This window comes from Mesorhizobium sp. P2_E6 (assembly GCF_056403835.1).
In genome coordinates this window covers 1-21,564 of sequence record NZ_JBFUEQ010000014.1, presented here as the reverse complement: position 1 = coordinate 21,564, position 21,564 = coordinate 1, and the positions used below count along the sequence as shown (strand labels likewise).

Below are 21,564 nucleotides of genomic sequence, written 5' to 3'. Positions count from 1 at the left end.
GCCGCGCCATCTTTTTCGCGGATCGCTGGAGGACATCGTTCGCAACCGCCCTCGCCTCGCCGGCAAACCGGGCAATCTCGCGATACCGGCGCAGGGTGCTGCAATGCAGGTGGCACTCGGCCGAGTGAACGATCAGGGCCTTTCGCCGCGCCGCAGCTTGCCTTCAATCGCGGCAATCACGGGCAGCAGATCGGCGACGCCCTTGACGACGAAATGCGCGCCGGCGGCCGTGAGCTTGGCCGATGCCTCGGCCCGTTTCATCCTGAACACATCCGCAGCCATAGCCTGCGTCTCCGCCAGCGTGTGACCAAAGACATTGCCGGTCACCGCCACTCCGACGGTCCAGGCGCCCGCATTGATCCCCTCGCCGATGCCGACCTCGGTGTCATCGACCTTGACACACAGCCACGGCGGATAGACGCCGAGTTCGGTCAGCGCCTTCCAGAGCATGAACGGCGTCGGCCTGCCGTCGGGTGTATCGCCGGTGCAGACCAGGCAATCCGGCGAAAAGCCCTGCGCGGCGGCAACCGGCAGTATCTCCGCCATGATGTCGCGCGTATAGCCAGTTGTCGTGCCGATCTTGAGGCCGCGCTTCCGCAGCGCCTTGACCACGTCGACAACACCGGGAATGACATCCGAGAACCGCGCCGCCACAGCCCGGTTCCTCGGCACAAATACGTCATAGATGGCGTCGATGTCGGCATTCGTCGGCGCATGACCGTGCTGCTCCGTCCAGGCGGCGGCGATCCTGGGCTGTGCCAGCAGTGCTGCGATGTGCGGGCGCTTGGCCATTCCCATTGGCCCCCTCGCCTCGTCGACGCTGATCGCCACGCCGAATTCGGCGAAGGCCTCGACAAAGACACCCATCGGCGCCAGCGAACCGTGATCGACAACGGTGCCGGCCCAGTCGAGGACGACGGCGCGAAGCAAACCTTGAGTGGGCATCATGCGATCTTCCTGGCGTCGGCCTTGGTTGAACCGAAAAGCTCGTCGACCACCTCTTCGGCGATCGCGAACGAGGTGCTGGCGCCGGTACCGCTGGTGATCATGACCAGCCGCACGCCCTCCCGCGGCGCGTCGGCGAACATTGTCTGGCCGGTTGCTGAGGCATAGATGCCGGTCCAGCGTTCCAGCGCGGGCGGCGGCGGGCCACCGAAGACGGCGCTGAACTCCTCAAGGATGAGGTCGTCGACACGCCCCGAGGCGAACGGATCTGGCGTTGTCGCATAGTGGTGTGAATCGCCCACCACGAGCGTGCCATCGGCACTCTGGACGACGATTAGATGCACGCCGTTGTCGAGCGCGTCGCCTTGCTCGACTTCCAGCCGGCTTCGCAAAGCGGCGGCTTCTGGCAAAGCGGCGTAACCGCTGTAACGCGCCAGCCCAAGATCCGACATCACCGCTGCCGGCAACCGGAAGCCGGGATCGGCAAGGCGCATCATCTGCAATTTGCAGCGCGTGACGCCGTATCGCGCGATGCGATCGGGGTAAAGCGTGACCAGGTCGTCGCCCGGGCAGACGATCACCTTGTCGGCGAAAACCGGACCCCGGCTTGTCTCGATATCGGGCGGCTCGATCGAGCGCACCACCGTCTCGCGCCGGAATTCGACGCCATGCTTTTCGGCGAGGAAGGTTGCCAGCTGCGGGATGGCCTGGCGCGACTCGACGCGCACATCGTGCGGGCTCCACAGGCCGCCGGCAAAATTCCGGCCCGCCAGTTCTGGATGGTCGCGGCGAAGCACATCGGGTTCGAGCAGCAGGCAACCCTCGCCCATCTCGGTTTGAAGAAACGCCTCGATCACCGAGAGCGCTTCCGGACGGCGCGCGACGACGACCAAGCCGCGCTGGATGACCTTGATGCCGGCGGGCGCGGCCAGTTCCAGCCAGATGTCGCGAGATCGCATCGCACGGCGCCATACCTGGCCGCGTTCCTGACCACTGACCGTAACAAAGCCGAAATTACGCACTGAAGCGCCGTTGGCCTGAGCGTCACGGTCTATGACGACGACGCTGAGACCACGACGGACGGCGGCGAGCGCATGGGCGAGACCGACAATGCCGGCGCCAACGATGGCGAGGTCGAATTTTTCTTGCCGGCTCATCGTTATCTCACACCATCATTCTCAGGCTTCGTGCTGGAAAGGCTATTCAGACTACGCCGATGTGACAGTAGCGTGTAGGTCCTGATGGCCTTGTCGTCTCGGACAACGTCCATGCACAGCCACGCCGAGGCGGCAGGAAAAGCTCTGGCGAAATACGTTCGATTTGCGTATCACTCCGCCGCGTCAACGGAACCTTTGCCAATGTTCGAAGATCTGCAGCCCGCCCCCGCCGACAAGATCCTTGCCCTGATCGGCCTCTATCGCGCCGATCCGCGTCCCGACAAAGTCGATCTCGGTGTCGGCGTCTACAAGGATCGCGATGGCAAGACGCCGGTCATGCGCGCCGTGCGCGAGGCCGAAAAGCGCCTGCTGCAGGGCCAGGACACCAAGACCTATCTCGGCCTGGCCGGCGATGTCGGCTTCAACGCGGTGATGGCCAAGCTTGCCTTCGGCCCAGGCGCCGACATGACGCGCATCCGCGCCGCACAGGCGCCCGGCGGGTCCGGTGCGCTGCGGCTGGTGGCGGAATTGCTGAAGCGGACGCGTTCGAACGCGACGGTCTGGCTTTCGGACCCGACCTGGCCGAACCACATGCCGGTGATGCGCGCCGCTGGCCTGCAGATCCGCGAATACCCCTATTTCGATGCGGCTTCGGGTGCCGTTCGCTTCGACGACATGCTGGCAGCGCTGCGGACGGCAAACAGCGGTGACGTGGTGCTGCTGCATGGCTGCTGCCACAATCCGACCGGCGCTAATCTGGACAGCGCCCAATGGGCCGCCGTTGTCGATCTGGTGGTCGAGCGCGGCCTGCTGCCGTTTGTCGACATCGCCTATCAGGGCTTTGGCGATGGCCTTGAGGCCGATGCTCTCGGCTTGCGCCTGCTGGCCGCGAAGGTTCCGGAAATGGTCGTCGCGTCGAGTTGCTCGAAGAACTTCGCCGTCTACCGCGACCGCGTCGGCGCCGCGATGATCCTGGCCAAGGACGGCGCCCAGGCCGATCTGGCGATGGGTCAAATGCTATCGGCGGCGCGCGCCATGTATTCGATGCCGCCGGATCATGGCGCTGCCGCTGTGCGTATCGTGCTGGAAGACGCCGCGTTGCGCGCGGACTGGGAGGCCGAACTCGAGGAGATGCGGCTGCGCATGCTCAGGCTTCGGGTCCAGTTCGCCGAGGCGCTGCGCCGGCAGTCCAATTCCGACCGTTTCGATTTCGTTGCCAGCCACCGGGGCATGTTCTCCCGCCTTGGCCTCACGGAAGCGCAGGTCGAGCGGCTGCGTGCCGAGCACGGCATCTACATGGTCGGTGACAGCCGCATCAACGTCGCGGGTCTGCCCGAGGACGGGATGGACGAACTCGCCAAGGCGATCGTTTCCGTTCTTGATTGACAGGCCGGGTACCCAGCACCTGTGGACAAGGCCCCCTCGCCGGCTGACAACGTTGGCCGCGCGAGTGGCCGCGCGGTAGCATCGGTCGCATGACGCCATCGAATGACATTTCGCGCCTGATCGAGATCATGGCGGCGCTGCGAGCGCCGAAAACTGGTTGTCCATGGGACATCGAGCAGGATTTCTCGACCATCGCGCCCTATACGATCGAGGAGGCCTACGAGGTGGCGGATGCCATCGCGCGCGGTGACCTCGACGATCTGCGCGACGAACTCGGCGACCTTCTGCTGCAGGTCGTCTACCACGCGCAAATGGCCGAGGAGGCCGGTGAATTCGCCTTCGGCGATGTGGTCCGGGCCATCACGACGAAGATGATCCGTCGCCATCCGCATGTCTTCGGCGACGAGGAGGCCCGCAGCGCCGGCATGGCCAAGGGCATGTGGGAAAAGATCAAGGCCGAGGAAAAGGCGGAAAAACGAGGCGCCCGCCTCGCCCGCGGTCTCGACCCCGAGGACAATGGCAAGGGGTTTCTGGACAGTGTTCCGGTCGCCCTGCCCGCGCTGACGCGAGCGCTGAAACTGCAAGAGAAGGCCGCCCGCGTCGGCTTCGATTGGAGCGAGGCAGCTCCTATCCTCGACAAGATCGAGGAAGAGATTGGCGAGTTGCGCGAGGCGCTGGCCAATGGTGACACCGCGTCGATCAAGGACGAGTTCGGCGACATGCTGTTTGCCGTCGTCAATCTCGGCAGGCACCTCAAGCTCGATTCAGAAGCCGCGCTGAGCGGCACCAATGAGAAGTTCCGCTCACGCTTCCACTATGTCGAGCAGGCCCTGGAAAAGTCGGGTAACACGCTGGACAAGGCGAGCCTGGCCGAGATGGAAGCGCTCTGGCAGGATGCAAAAACCGTGAAGTAAGCGACGTTACCCTTTGGTTTTGGCGCGCAATCTGCTTTCTATTTCTTCGCGGGCGCTTTGCGTCGCCTTGAGCGAGATGGTGGCGCTGCCGTTGTCATTGTCGGTTCGCGAAACGACGTCGCCATTGCGGTAAAGCCAGTCGACAAGACCGAACTGTGCTGGCTCGATCGTCACCGTCAGGTCTTCGAGTTCGCCCGCCATGCGCGTTTCGATGATCGCCTTCAGCGCATCGATGCCCTCGCCGGTCACCGCCGACACCGCGACCGGCGGCGCCTTGCTGGCGTCGGTGCCGTCGGCAAGCAGCCGGTTCCTGTTGCCTTCGTCGAGCCTGTCGATCTTGTTCCACACTTCGATGACCCGCTTGGCGTCGCCGGCATCGACACCGAGATCGGCGAGGATGCGTTCGACATCCTCGGCCTGCGCGGCTGTATCGGGATCGGAAATGTCGCGCAGGTGGATGACGAGGTCGGCCTCGACCACCTCTTCCAGGGTGGCGCGGAAAGCGGCGATGAGATGCGTCGGCAGGTCCGAGATGAAACCGACCGTGTCCGAAAGGATGATCGGCGTGCCATGCGGCAGGCGCACGCGGCGCAGCGTTGGGTCGAGGGTGGCGAACAGCATGTCCTGAGCCAGCACGCCGGCTCCGGTCAGCCGGTTGAACAAGGTCGACTTGCCGGCATTGGTGTAGCCGACGATCGCCACCACCGGAAACGGCACCTTCTTGCGCTTGGCGCGGTGCAGGTCACGGGTGCGGCGCACGGTTTCCAGTTCGTGCTTCAGCTTGATGATCTTGTCCTGAAGCACGCGCCGATCCGATTCGATCTGCGTTTCACCGGGACCACCGAGGAAGCCGGCACCGCCGCGCTGGCGCTCGAGGTGGGTCCAGCTGCGCACAAGACGGCCCTTCTGGTAATTGAGATGGGCAAGCTCGACCTGCAGCGTGCCTTCCTTGGTGCGCGCACGCTCGCCAAAAATCTCAAGGATCAGGCCGGTGCGGTCCAGCACCTTGGCATTCAGTTCCTTTTCGAGATTGCGCTGCTGCACCGGCGTCAGCGGATGGTCGACGATGACCACTTCCGCATGACCCTCTTTGACGATTTCGGCGAACTCGGCGACTTTGCCGCTGCCGAGCAACGTCGCCGGGCGCGGATCGTTGACGGTCACCACCGCCGTGTGGATCAGGTCAAGGCTGATGGCGCGGGCAAGGCCGACGGCCTCGTCGTGACGAGCGTCAGCCGAACGCGTCAGCCGCGGACGGTTGGTATCGTCGTCACCGCGCGGCTGGCGCGTAAGCACCGGCACGATGACAACGGCCCGGGTCGGGCCCTTGGCTTCCGTCCCGGGATGATGTGCTGGTTTTCCGCGAACTGGTGCGTCCGCGTCTTTCTCACGTGCCAATCAGGCGCCCTGGCTTTCCTCGCCATCGAACATCTGAACCGGCTGGCTCGGCATGATCGTGGAAATGGCGTGCTTGTAGACGAGCTGGGAATGACCGTCGCGGCGCAGCAGGACACAGAAATTGTCGAACGAAGTGACCACGCCGGTCAGCTTCACGCCGTTGATAAGGAAGATGGTGAGCGGGTTCTTGCTCTTGCGAACTGAATTCAGGAACAGGTCCTGAAGGTTTTGCGATCGTTCCGCCATTGTTCTTGTCTTTCGCCGATCCCCTTCGGTTTGCAAGCCAATGCGCCAAATTAACGGGCACATGTCAAGCGCGCAAACACCCTCTTGTCGTCAGTAACGACAAGCAGAACGAGATAAATTGATGTTCATTCCACCTGTGCGGTTATCAGGCTGGACTTTTTTCCGCAATGTCAAAAAAGGCCTTACGCAAGGAAAGTGTTACTGAGCCGGGGTGTCCATTGGCAACCGGATCGCCGTCGATGGCCACCACCGGCATGGCAATTGTGGTCGCGGAACTGATGAACGCCTCACGCGCTGCCTTGGCCTCGGCGACGGAAAAACCACGTTCCTCGATCTTCAAGCCAAGGCTGGCCGCCACCTCGAACATGGTCGTGCGGGTGATGCCGCGCAGGATGCCATGCTCGGCCGGCCTGGTGACCAGAACGCCATCCGTGGTGACGATCCAGGCGTTCGACGAGCCGCCTTCCTTGACCATGCCGTCGCTGTCGACGAACCATGCCTCCTGCGCACCGGCTTCCTTGGCCTTCTGCTTGGCCAGCACGTTAGGCAGCAGTCCGACGCTCTTGATATCGACCCGGTCCCAGCGATTCTCCGGCACGGTGATGACCGCAATGCCGGTTTCAGCCCGCTTTGCTCCGGCGGCAGGATCGGCTTTCCTGGCTGTGACCACCAGGGACGGCCTGGTGTCCGCCGACGGGAAGACAAAGTCGCGGCTGGCGACGCCACGCGTGACCTGGACATAGACCAGGCCATTGGCGACATGATTGCGGTTGACCACCTCGCGCAGGATGAGCGGCAGGACACCGCGCGTCACCGGCCAGGCAATCGACAGTTCGGTCAGCGAGCGGTTCAAACGGGCCAGATGGCGCGGCATATCGACGATGAAGCCACGCGCCACCTCGCAGACCTCGTACACGCCATCGGCGAACTGATAGCCGCGGTCCTCGATATGCACGGAAGCGTCCGCATGAGCGACGTAGCGCCCGTTGACATAGGCAATGCGCGGCATTGGCGACCCCTGGATAATTCTCGGGCTTTCTTATGCGATTCCGCCGCTGCCGTAACCGGCAAATGGTTGGCCCAAGCGCGGCCGATCGGACGTCGCGCCTGTCAGACGCCCAGCGACTTCAGCTTGCGGTGCAAAGCGGAGCGCTCCATGCCGATGAACTCGGCGGTTTTCGAGATGTTGCCGCCAAAGCGGTTGATCTGGGCGATCAGATAGTCCTTCTCGAACTGTTCGCGCGCCTCGCGCAGCGGCAGCGCCATGATGTGCTGGTCGGATTGATTCGGCGTGCGCGGCATGACATCGCCGATTTCGGACGGCAACAGGTCGGCGGTGATCGGCGCATCGACGTCATCGCCGCGCGCCAGGATCATCAGACGCTCGACATTGTTGCGCAGCTGGCGGACGTTGCCCGGCCAGTTGTGCGCCTGCAGCACGGCCAGCGCGTCATCGCCGATGCGGCGCGGCTTGATGCCGGCCTGGCGGGCGATCTGCTTCATGAAATTGTCGACGAGGTAGGGAATGTCCTCGCGCCGCTCGGCCAGTCCCGGCACCATGACCGGAACCACCGCCAGGCGATGGTAAAGATCCTCGCGGAAACGGCCGTCGGCAATCATCGCTTCGAGGTTCTGCGAGGTCGAGGAAATGATGCGGACGTCGACCTTGACCCGCTTGGTGCCGCCTACGCGCTCGAACTGCTGCTCGACCAGCACGCGCAGGATCTTGTTCTGCGTCTCGCGCGGCATGTCGGCCACTTCGTCGATGTAGAGGATGCCGCGATGCGCCTCCTCGAGCGCGCCGACCTTGCGCTCGACACCGTTCGATTCGGTGCCGAACAGCTCGATCTCCATGCGCTCGGGCGTGATGTTAGCGGCGCTCAGCGTGACGAATGGCGCGCCCTTGCGTGCCGACAGCGTGTGGATGGCGCGCGCGGCCAGTTCCTTGCCCGAGCCTGAGGGGCCGATGATCATGACACGGCTGTTGGTCGGCGCGACGCGCTCGATGGTTTGGCGCAGCTGGCTCATCGCCGACGACATGCCGATCAGATCGAAGGTTTCGCCGCTGCGCAGCTTGAGGTCGGAAACCTCGCGCCGCAATTTCGAGGTTTCGAGCGCACGCTCGGCAATGAGGATCAGCCTGTCGGCCTTGAACGGCTTTTCGATGAAGTCATAGGCCCCGCGACGAATGGCGGAGACTGCCGTTTCGATGTTGCCGTGACCGGAGATCATCACCACCGGCAAGGTCGGGTGCATCGTTTTGATCTCGTCGAGCAGCGCCAGGCCGTCCAGACGCGAGCCCTGCAGCCAGATGTCGAGGAAAATCAGCCGCGGCGCCCGGTCGGCGATCGCCGCCAATGCGCTGTCGGCATCGAATGCCGTGCGGGTTTCGTGACCTTCGTCGCTCAGGATGCCTGCGACGAGTTCACGGATGTCTTCCTCGTCATCGACGATGAGAATATCAGACGCCATTACCGACCTTTTCAGTTTCTCGTTCGTTTTCCGACCTGCTTTCGCCACGCGGAAGCGCGACCGCCACAGGCGGCAGGATGATGCTGATCATCGCGCCGCGCCCGCCGTGGAAATCCGCGGGCGCATCATGAAGTTCCAGCCTGCCGCCATGGTCCTCCACGATCTTCTTGACGATAGCGAGACCGAGCCCGGTGCCCTTCTCGCGTGTGGTCATATAGGGCTCGAGCAGCCGTTGGCGATTCTCGCGCGGCAGCCCCTTGCCATTGTCGATGACGTCGATGCGAATCGCGCCATTCTGGCGGCCGGCTTGAATCCGGATTATGCCGTGCGAACCATCCTTCTGTTCCAGCCCATCGATTGCTTCGGCGGCGTTCTTGATCACATTGCCGAAAGCCTGCGCCATCAGCCGGCTGTCGAACGTGCCCTTGAGCGGCTCGCTGCCGAATACCCGTTCGAAGGTGATGTCGGCGCGGCTGACCTCGACCAGGAACGAGGCCTCGCGCAGCGATTCGCGCAGGTCGATGGCCTTCATTTCGGGCTTCGGCATGCGGGCGAACGCCGAGAACTCGTCGACCATGCGGCCGATGTCCTCGACCTGCCGGATGATGGTGTCGGTGCACTGGTCGAAAACCTCGCGGTCCTCGGTGATGACCTTGCCGTAGCGGCGCTTGATGCGCTCGGCCGACAGCTGGATCGGCGTCAGCGGGTTCTTGATCTCATGCGCGATGCGCCGCGCCACGTCGGCCCAGGCGGAGGAGCGTTGCGCCTGAACCAGATCGGTGATGTCGTCGACCGTCACGACATAGGATTTTTCCTCCGCGCCGTCGTCGCCGGCCTCGATGGTGATCTGCACGTTGAAGGTTCGCTCGGCACCGGCACGGTAGAAGGTCACCTGCTCGCGATAGACGGGTTTGCCGGACTTGCGACCGATCTCGAAGACGCGGCCGACATGCGGCAGCACGGCGGAGAGGTTCTGTCCAAGTGCAGCGTTGGCGGATATCGCCAGCATCGCCTCGGCCGAGCGGTTGACGATGGTGACGATGCCATAGGGGTCGACACCAATGACGCCGGCGGTGACACCGGCAAGCACCGCTTCGGAGAAACGGCGCCGTTCGTCGATCAGGTCCTTGGCGGACAGGATCTCGTTGCGCTGTGATTTCAGTTCGAGAAGCATCTTGTTGAACGTGTCGCCGAGCGAGGCGACATCGCCGTCCGATGGCCTGACGGGAACCGCGACGTCGAGATTGCCGGTCGCCACCTCGTCGGCGGCGCCGATAAGCTGGCGAATCGGCCGCACTAGGCGATCGGCAACGGCAATGCCGGTCCAGATCGCGGACAGGATGATGATCAGCGTCAGCGACAGATAGGGCAGCGCGAAGGCCACCTGCGACGTGCGCCTGTTATCTTCCAGCCCGCGATATTCGTCGGTGTTGGATCTGACGATCTGCCGCGCCTTGATCACTTCGGGATCGACGAGGCGAATGGTGTAGAGATAGAGCCCATCGATCTCGCGCAGCTTGACGATGGCGCCCATGATGTTGCGCGTTTTCGGCTCTATCAGCACCGGCTTGCCGTCGGAGGCGCTGGCCACGGCGCCTTCCGGCGGCTCGGGCATGGCGAAATCGGTGTCGGTCTTGGCGCTCATGACGAACGAGCCGTCGGGTTTGATCAGCGCTGCATGGGCCAGCGACCGGCCCACGGCTTCCTTGTTCATCAGGTCGAGAAAGCCAGTCCGATCAAGGCCATAGAGCGTCCTTGACGCGTCGAGATCATAGGCCATCGACAGCGTCGTGCCCTGGAGGTTGCGGGCGTTTTCCTGGACATAGGCATCGGCGATCGACAATGACGAATTGACGATCGTCTTGGTGCGGATTTCGAACCAGCGGTCGAGGCCGATGTCGAGCGTGATCGAGGCGATGATCGCCACCATGATGGCGGGAATTGCGGCGACCAGGGCAAACATTGCGACGATGCGCACATGCAGCCGCGAGGCCGCCTTGCCGTGCCGGCGAGCCATCAGGATGCGGTGTACTTCGCGTCCGACCAGCGCGATGAGGAACAGGACGAATATGGCATTGAGGGCGATCAATGCGAGCGTCGTCGACTCGTTGGGCGTAATCGGCGTGGCGCCGACGAGGATGGTGAACGAGATCGCCGCCGTCACCAGCGCGCCGCCGACCGCGACCACACCGGGCAGCGCAAGCAGCCTGCGCCCGTCGCGTGCGCCGGGTTCGCTGAAAAGCGGTTGGTTGAGTGTCGGTGCCTGCGGAGCCATGTCGCCGTCTAGAGCCATCATTGCGTCGGATGTATGCAACGCATTGTGGCGATTATGCAACAAGTGTGACCGAGACGGAAATCTTTCGCGAGATGGTCCCCTGAAAAGAGCCCGGGCTCGGATCAGGGCTCAGGGCTGTCGCGATGATTTGTAGACGTTGACGCCGAGGTCGCGAATCTTCTTGCGCAGCGTGTTGCGGTTCAAGCCCAGCAGTTCGGCGGCCTTGATCTGGTTGCCGCGGGTTGCCGTCATCGAGGCCAGGACCAGCGGATACTCGACCTCGGACAGAATGCGCTGGTAGAGACCGGCAGGCGGCAAATCGCCGGCAAACGAGGCGAAATAACGCTGCAGGAAATGCTCGACCGCCTGGCCGATGGACAGGTCGTCGGGAATGAGGTTGCCGCCGCCCGGCACCACCGGGCGCTCGCCGGTCTTGAGCTCGGCTTCGATGATCTCGGCCGAAATCTCATCCTGCGAATAGAGCGCGGCGAGCCTGCGGACGAGGTTTTCCAGTTCGCGCACATTGCCCGGCCAGGGGTAGCGCTTCATCAGTTCGATGCCGCCCGACGAAATGCGCTTGGTCTGCAGGCCTTCCATCTCGCCGAGCTTGAAAAAGTGCCGCACGAGGTCGGGCACGTCCTCGGAGCGCTCGCGCAGCGCCGGCAGCCTGAGCGGCACGACGTTGAGGCGATAGAAAAGATCCTCGCGGAAAAGCCCCTGGTTGATCAGCGTGCGCAGATCCTTGTTGGTGGCGGCGACGATGCGCACGTCGGTCTTGATCGGCGTGCGTCCGCCAACGGTCGTGTACTCACCCTGCTGCAGGACGCGCAGCAGGCGCGTCTGCGCTTCCATCGGCATGTCGCCGATCTCGTCGAGGAACAGCGTGCCGCCTTCGGCCTGTTCGAAGCGACCGGTGGAGCGGTTCTGGGCGCCGGTGAAGGCGCCCTTCTCGTGGCCGAACAGTTCCGACTCGATCAGGTCACGCGGGATCGCCGCCATGTTGATGGCGACGAACGGGCCGCCGCGGCGGCGGCCATACTCATGCAGCGCACGCGCCACCAACTCCTTGCCGGTGCCGGATTCGCCAGAAATCATCACCGTCAGGTCGGTCTGCATCATGCGCGCCAGCATGCGGTAGATGTCCTGCATGGCCGCCGAGCGGCCGACCAGCGGCATCGCGTCAGGTTGCTCTTCCGGCCGCGCATCGATCTTCGGCCGCCGCGGCTCGGAAAGCGCCCGGTTGACGATGTTGAGCAGTTCGGTCAAGTCGAATGGCTTCGGCAGATATTCATAAGCGCCGGTTTCGGATGCACGGATCGCCGTCATGAAGGTGTTCTGGGCGCTCATGACGATAACGGGCAGCTCCGGCCGCGCCTTCTTGATGCGCGGCAGCATGTCGAAGGCGTTCTCGTCCGGCATCACCACATCGGTGATGACCAGATCGCCCTCGCCCGCCGCCACCCAGCGCCACAATGTCGAAGCGTTGGAAGTGACGCGCACCTCGTGACCGACGCGCGAAAGCGCCTGGTTGAGGACGGTGCGGATCGCCGCATCGTCGTCGGCGACGAGAATATTGCCGCGAACGGTCATTTGCGGTCTCCTTCACCGTCTTCATCGGCGCCGTATGGCACCTCTTTCCAGGCCGGCATCAGAATGCGGAATGTGGTCCCGCGCGGCGTCGATTCGCATTCGATGATGCCGCCATGCTCGCCGACGATCTTGGCGACCAGCGCCAGCCCCAGCCCCGAGCCGTTCGGCTTGGTGGTGATAAAGGGATCGAACAGGATCGGCAGGATATCTTCCGAGACGCCGGAGCCATTGTCGCGCACGCAGAATTCCAGCGGCAGCGATACGCGATCCTGCGTGCCCGGAACGGAAACACGGATGCCCGGCCGGAAGGCGGTCGACAGCACGATCTCGCCCTGCGGGTCACTGCCGATTGCCTCGGCGGCGTTCTTGACCAGGTTGAGGAACACCTGGATGAGCTGGTCGCGGTTGGCAAACACCGGAGGCAACGAAGGATCATAATCCTCCATTATCTTGATTCTCTTGGCAAAACCGTTCTTGGCAATCGCCTTCACATGGTCGAGAACGACGTGGATGTTGACGGGGTAGCGATCGATCGGCCGCTCGTCGGAAAACACCTCCATGCGGTCGACCAGCGACACGATGCGGTCGGTCTCGTCGGTAATCAGCCGCGTCAGCGCGCGGTCCTCGTCGGAAGCCGACAGTTCGAGCAGCTGGGCAGCACCGCGGATGCCGGAGAGCGGGTTCTTGATCTCGTGGGCAAGCATCGCCGCCAGGCCGGTCACCGAGCGCGCAGCGCCGCGGTGCGTCATCTGCCGGTCGATCTTGTCGGCCATTGACCTTTCTTGGAACATCACCACGACGGAGCCTGGAAATTCCGGCACCGGCGCGACATAGAGATCGACGACCTTCTCGATGCCCAGGCGCGGCGACGACACGTCGACCCGGTATTCGTTGACTGGAGCGAGGCGGTCGCGCACCTGATCGACCAGCGACAGCAGCGGGCTGCCGAAGGGAATGAGTTTCGACAGCGTGTTGCGGGCGAGCATGGTCGCGCTTGAGCGGAAAAAGTCCTCGGCATCGGCATTGGCGTAGGTGATGAACCCTTGCTCGCTGATCATGATCACCGGGCGCCGGATGGTGTTGAGCACGATCTGGGCGGCATCCGCCATTTCAACACCCTGGCCAACGGCGGCGATCATGCGGCGCTCCGCAGGTTCAGCGGTTGCGGATCGCGCGAAAACACATCGCGCAGCAAGGCGATGACGCGGGCAGGCTCGAATGCCGTCAATATGGCCTTTCGACTGTCGTCAGCGACATCGCCGGCATGACGGTCGAGATACCAGCCAAGATGCTTGCGCGCCTGGCGCAGGCCACTTTCGACGCCATAGAGCGCCAGCATGTCCTCGTAGTGGGCCACGACATAGTCGGCCAGCGCCATCCGGTTCTGCGGCACCTTGGCCGCTGCCTCGCCCGTCGCGGCCGCCGCGATGCTGCCAGCGATCCAAGGCGCACCGTAATGCGCGCGGCCGATCATCACGGCATTGGCACCTGACTGGTCGAGAATGGCAGCCGCTTCCGCCGGCGAAGAAACATCTCCATTGGCGACGACCGGGATCGACACGGCTTCCTTGACCCGGGCGATGGCGCGCCAGTCGGCCTTGCCCTGGTAGAACTGGCAGCGCGTGCGGCCGTGCACCGTCACCATCCTGACACCGGCCTGTTCGGCGCGGCGCGCCAGCATCGGGGCGTTGAGTGCGCCTTCGTCCCAGCCCAACCGCATCTTGACCGTGACCGGCACCTTGACCGCGCCGACCACGGCGTCGATCAGCGACAGCGCGTGGTCGAGATCCAGCATCAATGCCGAGCCGGCATAACCACCGGTGACCTTCTTGGCCGGGCAGCCCATGTTGATGTCGATGATGTCGGCGCCCTCGCCAGCGGCGATCCGCGCGCCTTCCGCCATGTGCGCCGCCTCGCGGCCGGCAAGCTGCACCATGTGAACCGGCAGGCCGGAATGACGAATGCGCAGGTCGCAACCGGCCCTGCCCTTGGCAAGCTCGCCGCTGGCCACCATTTCGGATACGACAAGACCGGCGCCATGGGCATGGGCGCGCTGCCGGAACGGCTCATCGGTGATGCCCGACATCGGCGCCAGGAACACGCGATTGCGAATTTGCACGCCGCCGACGTCGAGTGGCGCGGCCAATTTGGTCACATCAGGCATGCACAAAAACCAAGCATATTAGTTCGCTGCACATTCTCTAGCCAGAACCGGCGCAATGTGCAACGCGGAATGACGTCACATTAAGGCGCAATTGGGAAAAATGCTGGCCTTCTGAATTGGCGCCAGACGCCCCTTGGAAGGCGCAAAGGACGCCTTCGAAGTTCATATTTGGCGCACGATCTTTTCCGAAAACCGATTACACTTTTCGGGATCGTGCGCTAAGCCAATCTGCATGACTGACGCAAGTGAAAATTCGAGTGACGATGGCAAGGTCGCCGTGGTGATCGTCGCCGCCGGCCGCGGCGCTCGCGCCGGGCAGGCCAACGGACCCAAGCAGTATCAAAGTATTGGCGGCCACGCCGTCATCGCCCACACGATTGAGATTTTCCTGGCCCACCCGCGGACCAGCGAAGTTGTTGTCGCCATTCATGCCGACGACCACGAGTTGTTCCAGCAGGCGGCAGGCGCCAACGCCGAGCGGGTCATCGCCATCATGGGCGGGGCGACCAGGCAGGCGTCGGTGCGGCTCGGTCTGCTCGCACTGAGAGGCCACGCGCCGGGCCGGGTTCTGATCCACGACGCCGTCCGCCCGTTCGTCGATGCGGAGTTGATCGACCGGACCATCGACGCCATCGGCGAGCGCGAGGGCGCGCTGCCCGCCCTGCCCGTCGCCGATACGCTGAAGCGCGAGTCGGCCGCTGGCGTCGTGGGAGAAACCGTTTCCCGCAACGGACTTCACGCCGCGCAGACGCCACAGGGCTTTCCGTTCTGGCCCATTCTTGCCGCGCACGAGAAAGCCCATCACCTGGGAAAAATGGACTTCACCGACGACGCCGCGATCGCTGAATGGGCGCATATTCCGGTAAAGATCGTTCCGGGTTCACCGGACAATGTCAAACTCACCTGGGCACGGGATATTGCAATGGCGGACCAACGGCTTTCCGGCGAACGTGCGCGCTTCCCCGACATCAGAACCGGCAATGGCTACGACGTCCACGCCTTCGAACCTGGCGACCATGTCACCCTGTGCGGCGTCGCCATCCCGCATGACAAGAAACTTTCGGGCCACTCCGACGCCGATGTCGGCCTGCATGCCTTGACCGATGCGCTGCTGGCGACCTGTGGCGCCGGCGACATCGGCACGCATTTCCCGCCGTCCGATCCGCAGTGGAAAGGCGCTGCATCTCGTATCTTCGTCGAACATGCGGCAAAGTTGGTGCGCGAGCGCGGCGGCCGCATCGCCAACGCCGACATCACGCTGATCTGCGAGGCGCCGCGCGTCGGCCCGCATCGCGAGGCGATGACGGCAGCCCTGTCACAGATGCTGGCAATTTCCCCTGATCGCATCTCGATCAAGGCGACAACCAACGAAAAGCTCGGCTTTGTCGGCCGCGAGGAAGGCATAGCGGCCATCGCCACCGCCAGCGTGGTGTTTCCCGGCGAGGTGCCGGAATGACCAACGACGAGCTGGCAAACGCGCTACTTCAGGCCTGCCAGCAGCGCGGCATCATGCTGGCAACGGCGGAAAGCTGCACCGGCGGCATGATCATCGCAGCGCTCACCGACATCGCCGGCTCGTCCGCCGTCGTCGATCGCGGCTTCATCACCTATTCGAACGAAGCCAAGATGGACATGCTCGGTGTTTCCCCCGCCACGCTTGAAGATCATGGCGCTGTTTCACGCGAGACGGCGATTGAAATGGCAAAGGGCGCGCTGGCCCATTCGCGCGCCAAGCTGACGCTCGCGGTCACCGGCATCGCCGGGCCCGGCGGCGGATCGGTGGAAAAGCCTGTCGGCCTGGTCTGGTTCGGGGTCGGGCTGGACGGCGAGACGGTGGCTGCCGAGCACAGGCTGTTTGCCGACAAGGGGCGCGATTTTATCCGCCGTGAAACAGTTGGGCATGCGCTGGAACTGGGACTGCGTGCGCTCGGCCAGACTTAAGGCGCGATGCGCTTTAAGTCTTTGTATTTATGCCTGTCGTAGTTCCGCTGCGCACTTTTGGGCGACATGCATCAGGCCGACGATGCAACACCGTAGATGACGTCGGCGCGCTTCTCGAAAGCCTCGGCGAACATGCGGAAGGCTCGATCGAACATGGTGCCCATCACCGCGCCCAGAATGCGGCTCTTGAATTCATAATCGATGAAGAAGCGGACAATACAGCCGCCGCCATCGGGTTCGAAGCGCCAGACATTGCTTAGATATTTGAACGGGCCATCGATGTATTTCACGTCGATGGTGTTCTCGTCGGGTTTCAGCAGCACCTGCGTGGTGAAGGTTTCGCGGATCGCCTTGTAGCCGATGCTCATGTCGGCGACGAGAACGGTGCGTCCGTCACGCTCCTTGCGCGAGCGCACCGTCAGCGCTTCGCAAAGCGGCAGGAACTGCGGATAGGCCTCGATATCGGCAACCAGTGCGAACATCTGTTGCGGCGTATGGGCAACCCGGCGGGTGGCTTCGAATTTCGGCATGAACCGGCCCTAAAGCGCGTTGCGTTGAAACGGATTCATGCGACGCGCTTTGGATTCCTTGTTTTTATGCATGTCGTTCTCCCAAAACCGAGGTCACTTTTGGGTGACATGCATTAGAGCGATTTCTTGAGAAGCGCTTCCCGCGCCGCACGCAACCTAGCGAAATCGTCGCCGGCGTGATGCGACGAACGCGTCAGCGGGCTCGACGCCACCAGCAGAAAACCCTTGGTCCGGCCGATCGTCTCGAAGGATTTGAACTCCTCCGGGGTGACGAAGCGGATCACCGGATGGTGCTTCTTGGACGGCTGCAGATACTGGCCGATGGTCATGAAGTCGACATTGGCCGAGCGCAGATCGTCCATCAATTGCAGGATTTCGTTCCGCTCTTCGCCCAGGCCCACCATGATGCCGGACTTGGTGAAGATCGACGGGTCGAGTTCCTTGACCCGCTGCAACAGTCGGATCGAATGAAAATAGCGGGCGCCTGGACGAACCGTCAGATAGTTCGACGGCACGGTCTCGAGATTGTGGTTGAAGACGTCGGGCTTGGCCGCCACGACGATCTCCAGTGCGCCTTCCTTACGCAGGAAATCGGGCGTCAGGATTTCGATCGTGGTCAACGGCGTGGCCGCCCTGATGGCGCGGATGACCTCGGCAAAATGCTGCGCACCGCCATCGGCGAGATCATCGCGGTCGACCGAGGTGATGACGACATGGGTCAGGCCCATCTGCTTGACCGCGTGCGCGACGCGGGCCGGTTCATCGGGATCGAGTGCGGTCGGGATGCCGGTGGCGACATTGCAGAACGCGCAGGCGCGTGTGCAGATCTCGCCCATGATCATGAAGGTGGCGTGCTTCTTCTCCCAGCATTCGCCGATGTTGGGGCAGCCGGCCTCTTCGCAGACGGTCACCAGCTTGTGCGACTTCACGATCTCGCGGGTCTCGGCATAGCCCTTCGAGACCGGCGCCTTGACGCGGATCCAGTCGGGCTTGCGCAGCACGTCCTGATCGGGCTTGTGCGCCTTTTCCGGATGCCGCAAGCGCGGTGCGTTGGCAATCGTATCGAGGACAGTGACCATCTGGAAACCTGGTTTGTTCGCGACAGCCAGTCCGGCTTTCGCTGTCATAACGTCATCTAAGACTTTTCAACTCAAAGAAAAAGGCCGCCGCAGTGCATGCCGCGGCAGCCCTTTTCGCATAGCAGCTGTTCAACGATATTAACGGCGCACCAGGCGTCCGACCCAGATCAGCAGGCAGGCGCCGATAAAGCCGGTGATCAGATAGGCGGTCCAGCCGATGCCGAAGACACCGATGTTGAGCGCCTGCAGGATGGCGTTCAGCACGATCGCGCCGACGATGCCCAGAACAATGTTCATGAAGATGCCGGTGTTGCTCTTCATGACCATTTCGGCGAGCCAGCCTGCCAGGCCGCCGATAATGATTGCTGCTATCCAGCCGACGCCATTCAAGTGCATATGCCCTCTCCTTGTGTGATGGGTGAAAATGCATCCGCAAACGAACATCCTTGCCGCCGGGTTCCATCGATTACCCGCGGGCCCGATTTATCACGCGTTCAGCGCCCGGCCATAGGCGTCGAGCACGCTTTCCTTCATCATTTCCGAGAGCGTCGGATGTGGGAAGATGGTGTGCATCAGTTCTTCCTCGGTCGTCTCCAGGTTCATCGCCACGACAAAGCCCTGGATCAGTTCGGTCACCTCGGCGCCGACCAAATGCGCGCCGAGCAGCTGACCTGTCTTCTTGTCGAAGATGGTCTTCACGAAGCCCTGGTCCTCGCCAAGCGCAATGGCCTTGCCGTTGGCGGCGAACTGGAACCTTCCGACTCGGATATCCCAGCCTTCGGCCTTGGCCTTGGCCTCCGTCAGGCCGACGGAGGCGACCTGCGGATTGCAGTAGGTGCAGCCCGGAATCTTGAGCTTGTCGGTGGCATGCACGCCGGGAAAGTTGGCAATCTTTTCGACGCACACCACGCCCTCGTGCTCTGCCTTGTGGGCAAGCATCGGCGGGCCGGCGACATCGCCGATGGCATAAATGCCGGGCACATTGGTCTTGCCGTAGCCGTCGATGACAATACAGCCCCGGTCAGTCTTCACGCCCAGCGCCTCAAGCCCGAGGTTTTCGATGTTGCCCTGCACGCCGACGGCCGAGATCATGCGGTCGGCGGTGATCTTCTCGACTTTGCCATCCTTCATCTCGACATGCGCGGTGACCGAGTTCGCGCCCTTCTCGACCTTGGTTACCTTGGCCTCGAGGATGATCTTCATGCCTTGCTTCTCGAACTGCTTTTGCGCGAATTTCGAGACTTCGGCGTCCTCGACCGGCATCACCGCAGGCAGGAGTTCGACAACCGTCACTTCGGCGCCCATGGTGCGGTAGAAGGAGGCGAATTCGATGCCGATGGCGCCTGAACCCATGACCAGCAGCGATTTCGGCATCTCCTTCGGCACCATGGCCTCGAAGTAGGTCCAGATGAGCTTGCCATCCGGCTCGATGCCGGGCAGCGCGCGCGGCCGGGCGCCGGTCGCCAGAATGATGTGCTTGGCGGTGTAGGTGCCCTCGCCCTTGACGCCTTTCGGCACCGGCGGCTGCGGCTCCATTGGCGTCTTGGCCGTCTTGGACACGACGATCTCACCCGGCTTCGAGAGCTTGGCTTCGCCCCAGATCACGTCGACCTTGTTCTTCTTCATTAGGAAGGCAACGCCGCCATTGAGCCGCAGCGAGACTTTTCGCGAACGGTCGACCACGGCAGAAGTGTCGACGCTGACCTTGCCGTCGAGCTTCAGCCCGTAATCCTTCAGGTGATCCGAATAGTGCATGATCTCGGCCGAGCGCAGCAGCGCCTTGGTCGGAATGCAACCCCAGTTGAGGCAGATGCCGCCAAGATGCTCGCGCTCGACGATCGCCGTCTTGAAGCCAAGCTGGGCGGAACGCACCGCTGTGACATAGCCGCCCGGGCCGGAGCCGATGATGATGACGTCGTAGTTCTCAGCCACGATTTTCTCCTTGATTCACGATTCCAGCATGCCGCGCACGAGGGGCGCTAACGCCTCGCCGATGTTGCGCGTGTTTTCGGCATCGAGATGGACGCCGTCGAGCGGTGTACATTTAGCGACGCTCGCGGCATCAAAAAAGCCGCAGCCCATCTCGTTGGCGGCGGTTTGATAAAAGCCGGCGAGCTTGGGCGACTCGATTGCACCCGTTCCCAACATTTCGGCGTAGTCCACCTTGCGGGTTTCCACGATATGCGGCGGCGCAACCAGGATAATCCTGGGGGCGGCACCGCCGAATGGATAGGCGTGCCCCCGCACGATTTCGACGAGGCGTCGCATGCCATAGGACGCTATGACCGCGCTGCCATGAATCGACGGCTTCATGTCGTTGGAGCCAAGCATGATGACGATCAGATCGATCGGCGAATGCGTGCTCAGGATCGTCGGCAATATCCGGGCGCCGTTTCGGTCCGCGCCGGACAAGAAGTCGTCGTAGGCCGTGGTGCGGCCGCCCAGTCCCTCGGCAATGACGTGGAAGCTCGGTCCGAGCGCTCTCGCCAGTGTGGTTGGCCACTGGTCTTCATGTTCATGTCGGCTCAAAGTCTCCGGGTTGTGTCCCCAGGTCAGCGAATCGCCGTAGCACACAACTGTCTTCATGCACCCACACCCACCTGTGCCTTGATCAAACCGCGTCTCACCCGCCAGCTCACGAACAGCCAGTGAAGAATGATCGTCACCAGGCCCGACAGGCCAAAGCCGACCACCATGGGAATGTCCTTCTTCACCACCGCGGCACCGCTGTCGGCGTAGAGGACAAGCGCGACCAGCAGGGCAAGCATCACCGCAAACACGATCAGCAGCCACTTACCCGTCCTGGCCACCGCCGCGACCGGATCCGTCATGAACTGCGCCACGAAGAAGACGAAGGTAACCATGAAGGTCACCAGCACCGAGAACATGAAAACGAGGATGTATTCTTCCTCGGCGCCAGTGGCGATGGCCAACCACTGCGCGACCAGCCCGCCGGCCAAACCGGAAAGAATGAAAGCGAAAAGGCTGGTGAAGAATGTCCGCACCGCCCTTTCCCTTCCTAGACCAGCATGCCCATCGGGTTCTCGATCAGGCGTTTGAAGGCAACCAGCAATTCGGCCCCCAGCGCTCCGTCGACGGCGCGATGGTCGGTCGACAGCGTCACCGACATCACGGTGGCGATCTTGATCTCGCCATTCTTGACCACCGCCCGCTCCTCGCCGGCGCCGACCGCCAGGATCGTCGCATGCGGCGGGTTGATCACCGCGGCAAAGTCCTTGATGCCGAACATGCCGAGGTTCGACACCGCCGTGGTGCCACCCTGATACTCTTCCGGCTTCAGCTTACGGCTGCGCGCCCGGCTGGCCAGGTCCTTCATCTCGTTGGAGATGGTGGACAGCGTCTTTTCGTCCGCCTTGCGGATGATCGGCGTGATCAGGCCACCGGGGATCGACACCGCAACGCCGACATCGGCATGCTTGTGCTTGACCATGGCGCTTTCGGTCCAA

21 protein-coding genes are annotated in these 21,564 nt (G+C 62.9%); 4 read left to right on the top strand and 17 right to left on the bottom strand.

The annotated features are described in order from the left end of the window. Positions 1–132: 132 nt before the first annotated feature. Positions 133–948, bottom strand: coding sequence for a phosphonoacetaldehyde hydrolase (phnX, locus tag AC1D08_RS28240; protein ID WP_477424546.1), 816 nt, complete (start codon positions 946–948; stop codon positions 133–135). After that, entirely contained in the window at positions 945–2,102 is a 1,158-nt protein-coding gene (locus tag AC1D08_RS28235) for a TIGR03364 family FAD-dependent oxidoreductase (RefSeq protein ID WP_457152302.1), read from the bottom strand. The genes phnX and AC1D08_RS28235 overlap by 4 nt, the downstream gene beginning before the upstream one ends. A 201-nt stretch (positions 2,103–2,303) precedes the next feature. Between AC1D08_RS28235 and AC1D08_RS28230 the strand changes: the two genes are divergently transcribed. Together AC1D08_RS28230 and mazG are read left to right on the top strand one after the other, a co-directional pair. After that, positions 2,304–3,488, top strand: a complete 1,185-nt coding sequence (locus tag AC1D08_RS28230; RefSeq protein WP_457152301.1) for an amino acid aminotransferase — start codon at positions 2,304–2,306, stop codon at positions 3,486–3,488. 89 nt (positions 3,489–3,577) lie between these two features. Beyond that, positions 3,578–4,402: a nucleoside triphosphate pyrophosphohydrolase gene (gene mazG, locus AC1D08_RS28225; RefSeq protein WP_457152300.1), complete on the top strand. Its 825-nt coding sequence runs from the start codon at positions 3,578–3,580 to the stop codon at positions 4,400–4,402. A gap of 6 nt (positions 4,403–4,408) precedes the next feature. Here mazG and hflX read toward each other — a convergent pair whose 3' ends face one another. From hflX to dusB, 8 genes are all read right to left on the bottom strand, one after another. Continuing rightward, positions 4,409–5,800, bottom strand: a complete 1,392-nt coding sequence (gene hflX, locus AC1D08_RS28220) for a GTPase HflX (protein ID WP_457152299.1) — start codon at positions 5,798–5,800, stop codon at positions 4,409–4,411. Next, entirely contained in the window at positions 5,801–6,046 is a 246-nt protein-coding gene (gene hfq / locus AC1D08_RS28215) for an RNA chaperone Hfq (RefSeq protein WP_006202172.1), read from the bottom strand. It abuts the gene before it with no gap. A 145-nt stretch (positions 6,047–6,191) separates the two neighbouring features. Then, positions 6,192–7,055 carry a D-amino-acid transaminase gene (locus AC1D08_RS28210; RefSeq protein WP_457152298.1) on the bottom strand — a complete coding sequence of 288 codons (864 nt, stop codon included), beginning with the start codon at positions 7,053–7,055 and terminating at the stop codon, positions 6,192–6,194. 101 nt (positions 7,056–7,156) lie between these two features. Beyond that, positions 7,157–8,518 (bottom strand): nitrogen assimilation response regulator NtrX, encoded by a 1,362-nt coding sequence (ntrX, locus tag AC1D08_RS28205; protein WP_095091615.1) that lies wholly within the window; start codon positions 8,516–8,518, stop codon positions 7,157–7,159. Then, entirely contained in the window at positions 8,508–10,793 is a 2,286-nt protein-coding gene (locus tag AC1D08_RS28200; RefSeq protein ID WP_477227111.1) for a sensor histidine kinase NtrY-like, read from the bottom strand. The genes ntrX and AC1D08_RS28200 overlap by 11 nt, the downstream gene beginning before the upstream one ends. A gap of 129 nt (positions 10,794–10,922) precedes the next feature. Then, positions 10,923–12,383, bottom strand: coding sequence for a nitrogen regulation protein NR(I) (gene ntrC, locus AC1D08_RS28195; protein WP_095091616.1), 1,461 nt, complete (start codon positions 12,381–12,383; stop codon positions 10,923–10,925). Continuing rightward, positions 12,380–13,522, bottom strand: coding sequence for a two-component system sensor histidine kinase NtrB (locus AC1D08_RS28190; protein WP_457153211.1), 1,143 nt, complete (start codon positions 13,520–13,522; stop codon positions 12,380–12,382). The genes ntrC and AC1D08_RS28190 overlap by 4 nt, the downstream gene beginning before the upstream one ends. Further along, positions 13,519–14,547, bottom strand: a complete 1,029-nt coding sequence (gene dusB, locus AC1D08_RS28185; protein ID WP_457153212.1) for a tRNA dihydrouridine synthase DusB — start codon at positions 14,545–14,547, stop codon at positions 13,519–13,521. Before dusB ends, AC1D08_RS28190 begins: the two co-directional genes overlap by 4 nt. 232 nt (positions 14,548–14,779) lie before the next feature. Here dusB and AC1D08_RS28180 point away from each other — a divergent pair, with 232 nt between their 5' ends. Both AC1D08_RS28180 and AC1D08_RS28175 read left to right on the top strand, forming a co-directional pair. Beyond that, on the top strand, positions 14,780–16,003 hold the full coding sequence (locus AC1D08_RS28180) for a bifunctional 2-C-methyl-D-erythritol 4-phosphate cytidylyltransferase/2-C-methyl-D-erythritol 2,4-cyclodiphosphate synthase (RefSeq protein ID WP_457153213.1): 1,224 nt from the start codon (positions 14,780–14,782) through the stop codon (positions 16,001–16,003). Continuing rightward, complete coding sequence (locus tag AC1D08_RS28175) at positions 16,000–16,488, top strand: CinA family protein (protein ID WP_457153214.1); 489 nt, start codon at positions 16,000–16,002, stop codon at positions 16,486–16,488. Before AC1D08_RS28180 ends, AC1D08_RS28175 begins: the two co-directional genes overlap by 4 nt. A gap of 71 nt (positions 16,489–16,559) precedes the next feature. Here AC1D08_RS28175 and AC1D08_RS28170 read toward each other — a convergent pair whose 3' ends face one another. From AC1D08_RS28170 to AC1D08_RS28140, 7 genes are all read right to left on the bottom strand, one after another. Then, a complete protein-coding gene (locus AC1D08_RS28170; protein ID WP_095091621.1) occupies positions 16,560–17,018 on the bottom strand; it encodes a type II toxin-antitoxin system RatA family toxin in 459 nt (152 codons plus the stop codon). Between the two features lie 113 nt (positions 17,019–17,131). Then, positions 17,132–18,097, bottom strand: coding sequence for a lipoyl synthase (lipA, locus tag AC1D08_RS28165; protein ID WP_379025166.1), 966 nt, complete (start codon positions 18,095–18,097; stop codon positions 17,132–17,134). Between the two features lie 138 nt (positions 18,098–18,235). After that, positions 18,236–18,493, bottom strand: a complete 258-nt coding sequence (locus AC1D08_RS28160; RefSeq protein WP_379025117.1) for a GlsB/YeaQ/YmgE family stress response membrane protein — start codon at positions 18,491–18,493, stop codon at positions 18,236–18,238. A 90-nt stretch (positions 18,494–18,583) separates the two neighbouring features. Beyond that, positions 18,584–20,029 (bottom strand): dihydrolipoyl dehydrogenase, encoded by a 1,446-nt coding sequence (gene lpdA, locus AC1D08_RS28155; RefSeq protein WP_095091623.1) that lies wholly within the window; start codon positions 20,027–20,029, stop codon positions 18,584–18,586. 15 nt (positions 20,030–20,044) lie between these two features. Next, complete coding sequence (locus AC1D08_RS28150; RefSeq protein ID WP_477227110.1) at positions 20,045–20,683, bottom strand: SGNH/GDSL hydrolase family protein; 639 nt, start codon at positions 20,681–20,683, stop codon at positions 20,045–20,047. Beyond that, on the bottom strand, positions 20,680–21,102 hold the full coding sequence (locus AC1D08_RS28145; RefSeq protein WP_457155043.1) for a hypothetical protein: 423 nt from the start codon (positions 21,100–21,102) through the stop codon (positions 20,680–20,682). Before AC1D08_RS28145 ends, AC1D08_RS28150 begins: the two co-directional genes overlap by 4 nt. Before the next feature lie 14 nt (positions 21,103–21,116). Continuing rightward, the coding region (locus AC1D08_RS28140) for a 2-oxo acid dehydrogenase subunit E2 (protein ID WP_477424543.1) at positions 21,117–21,564 on the bottom strand (448 nt) is incomplete at its 5' end.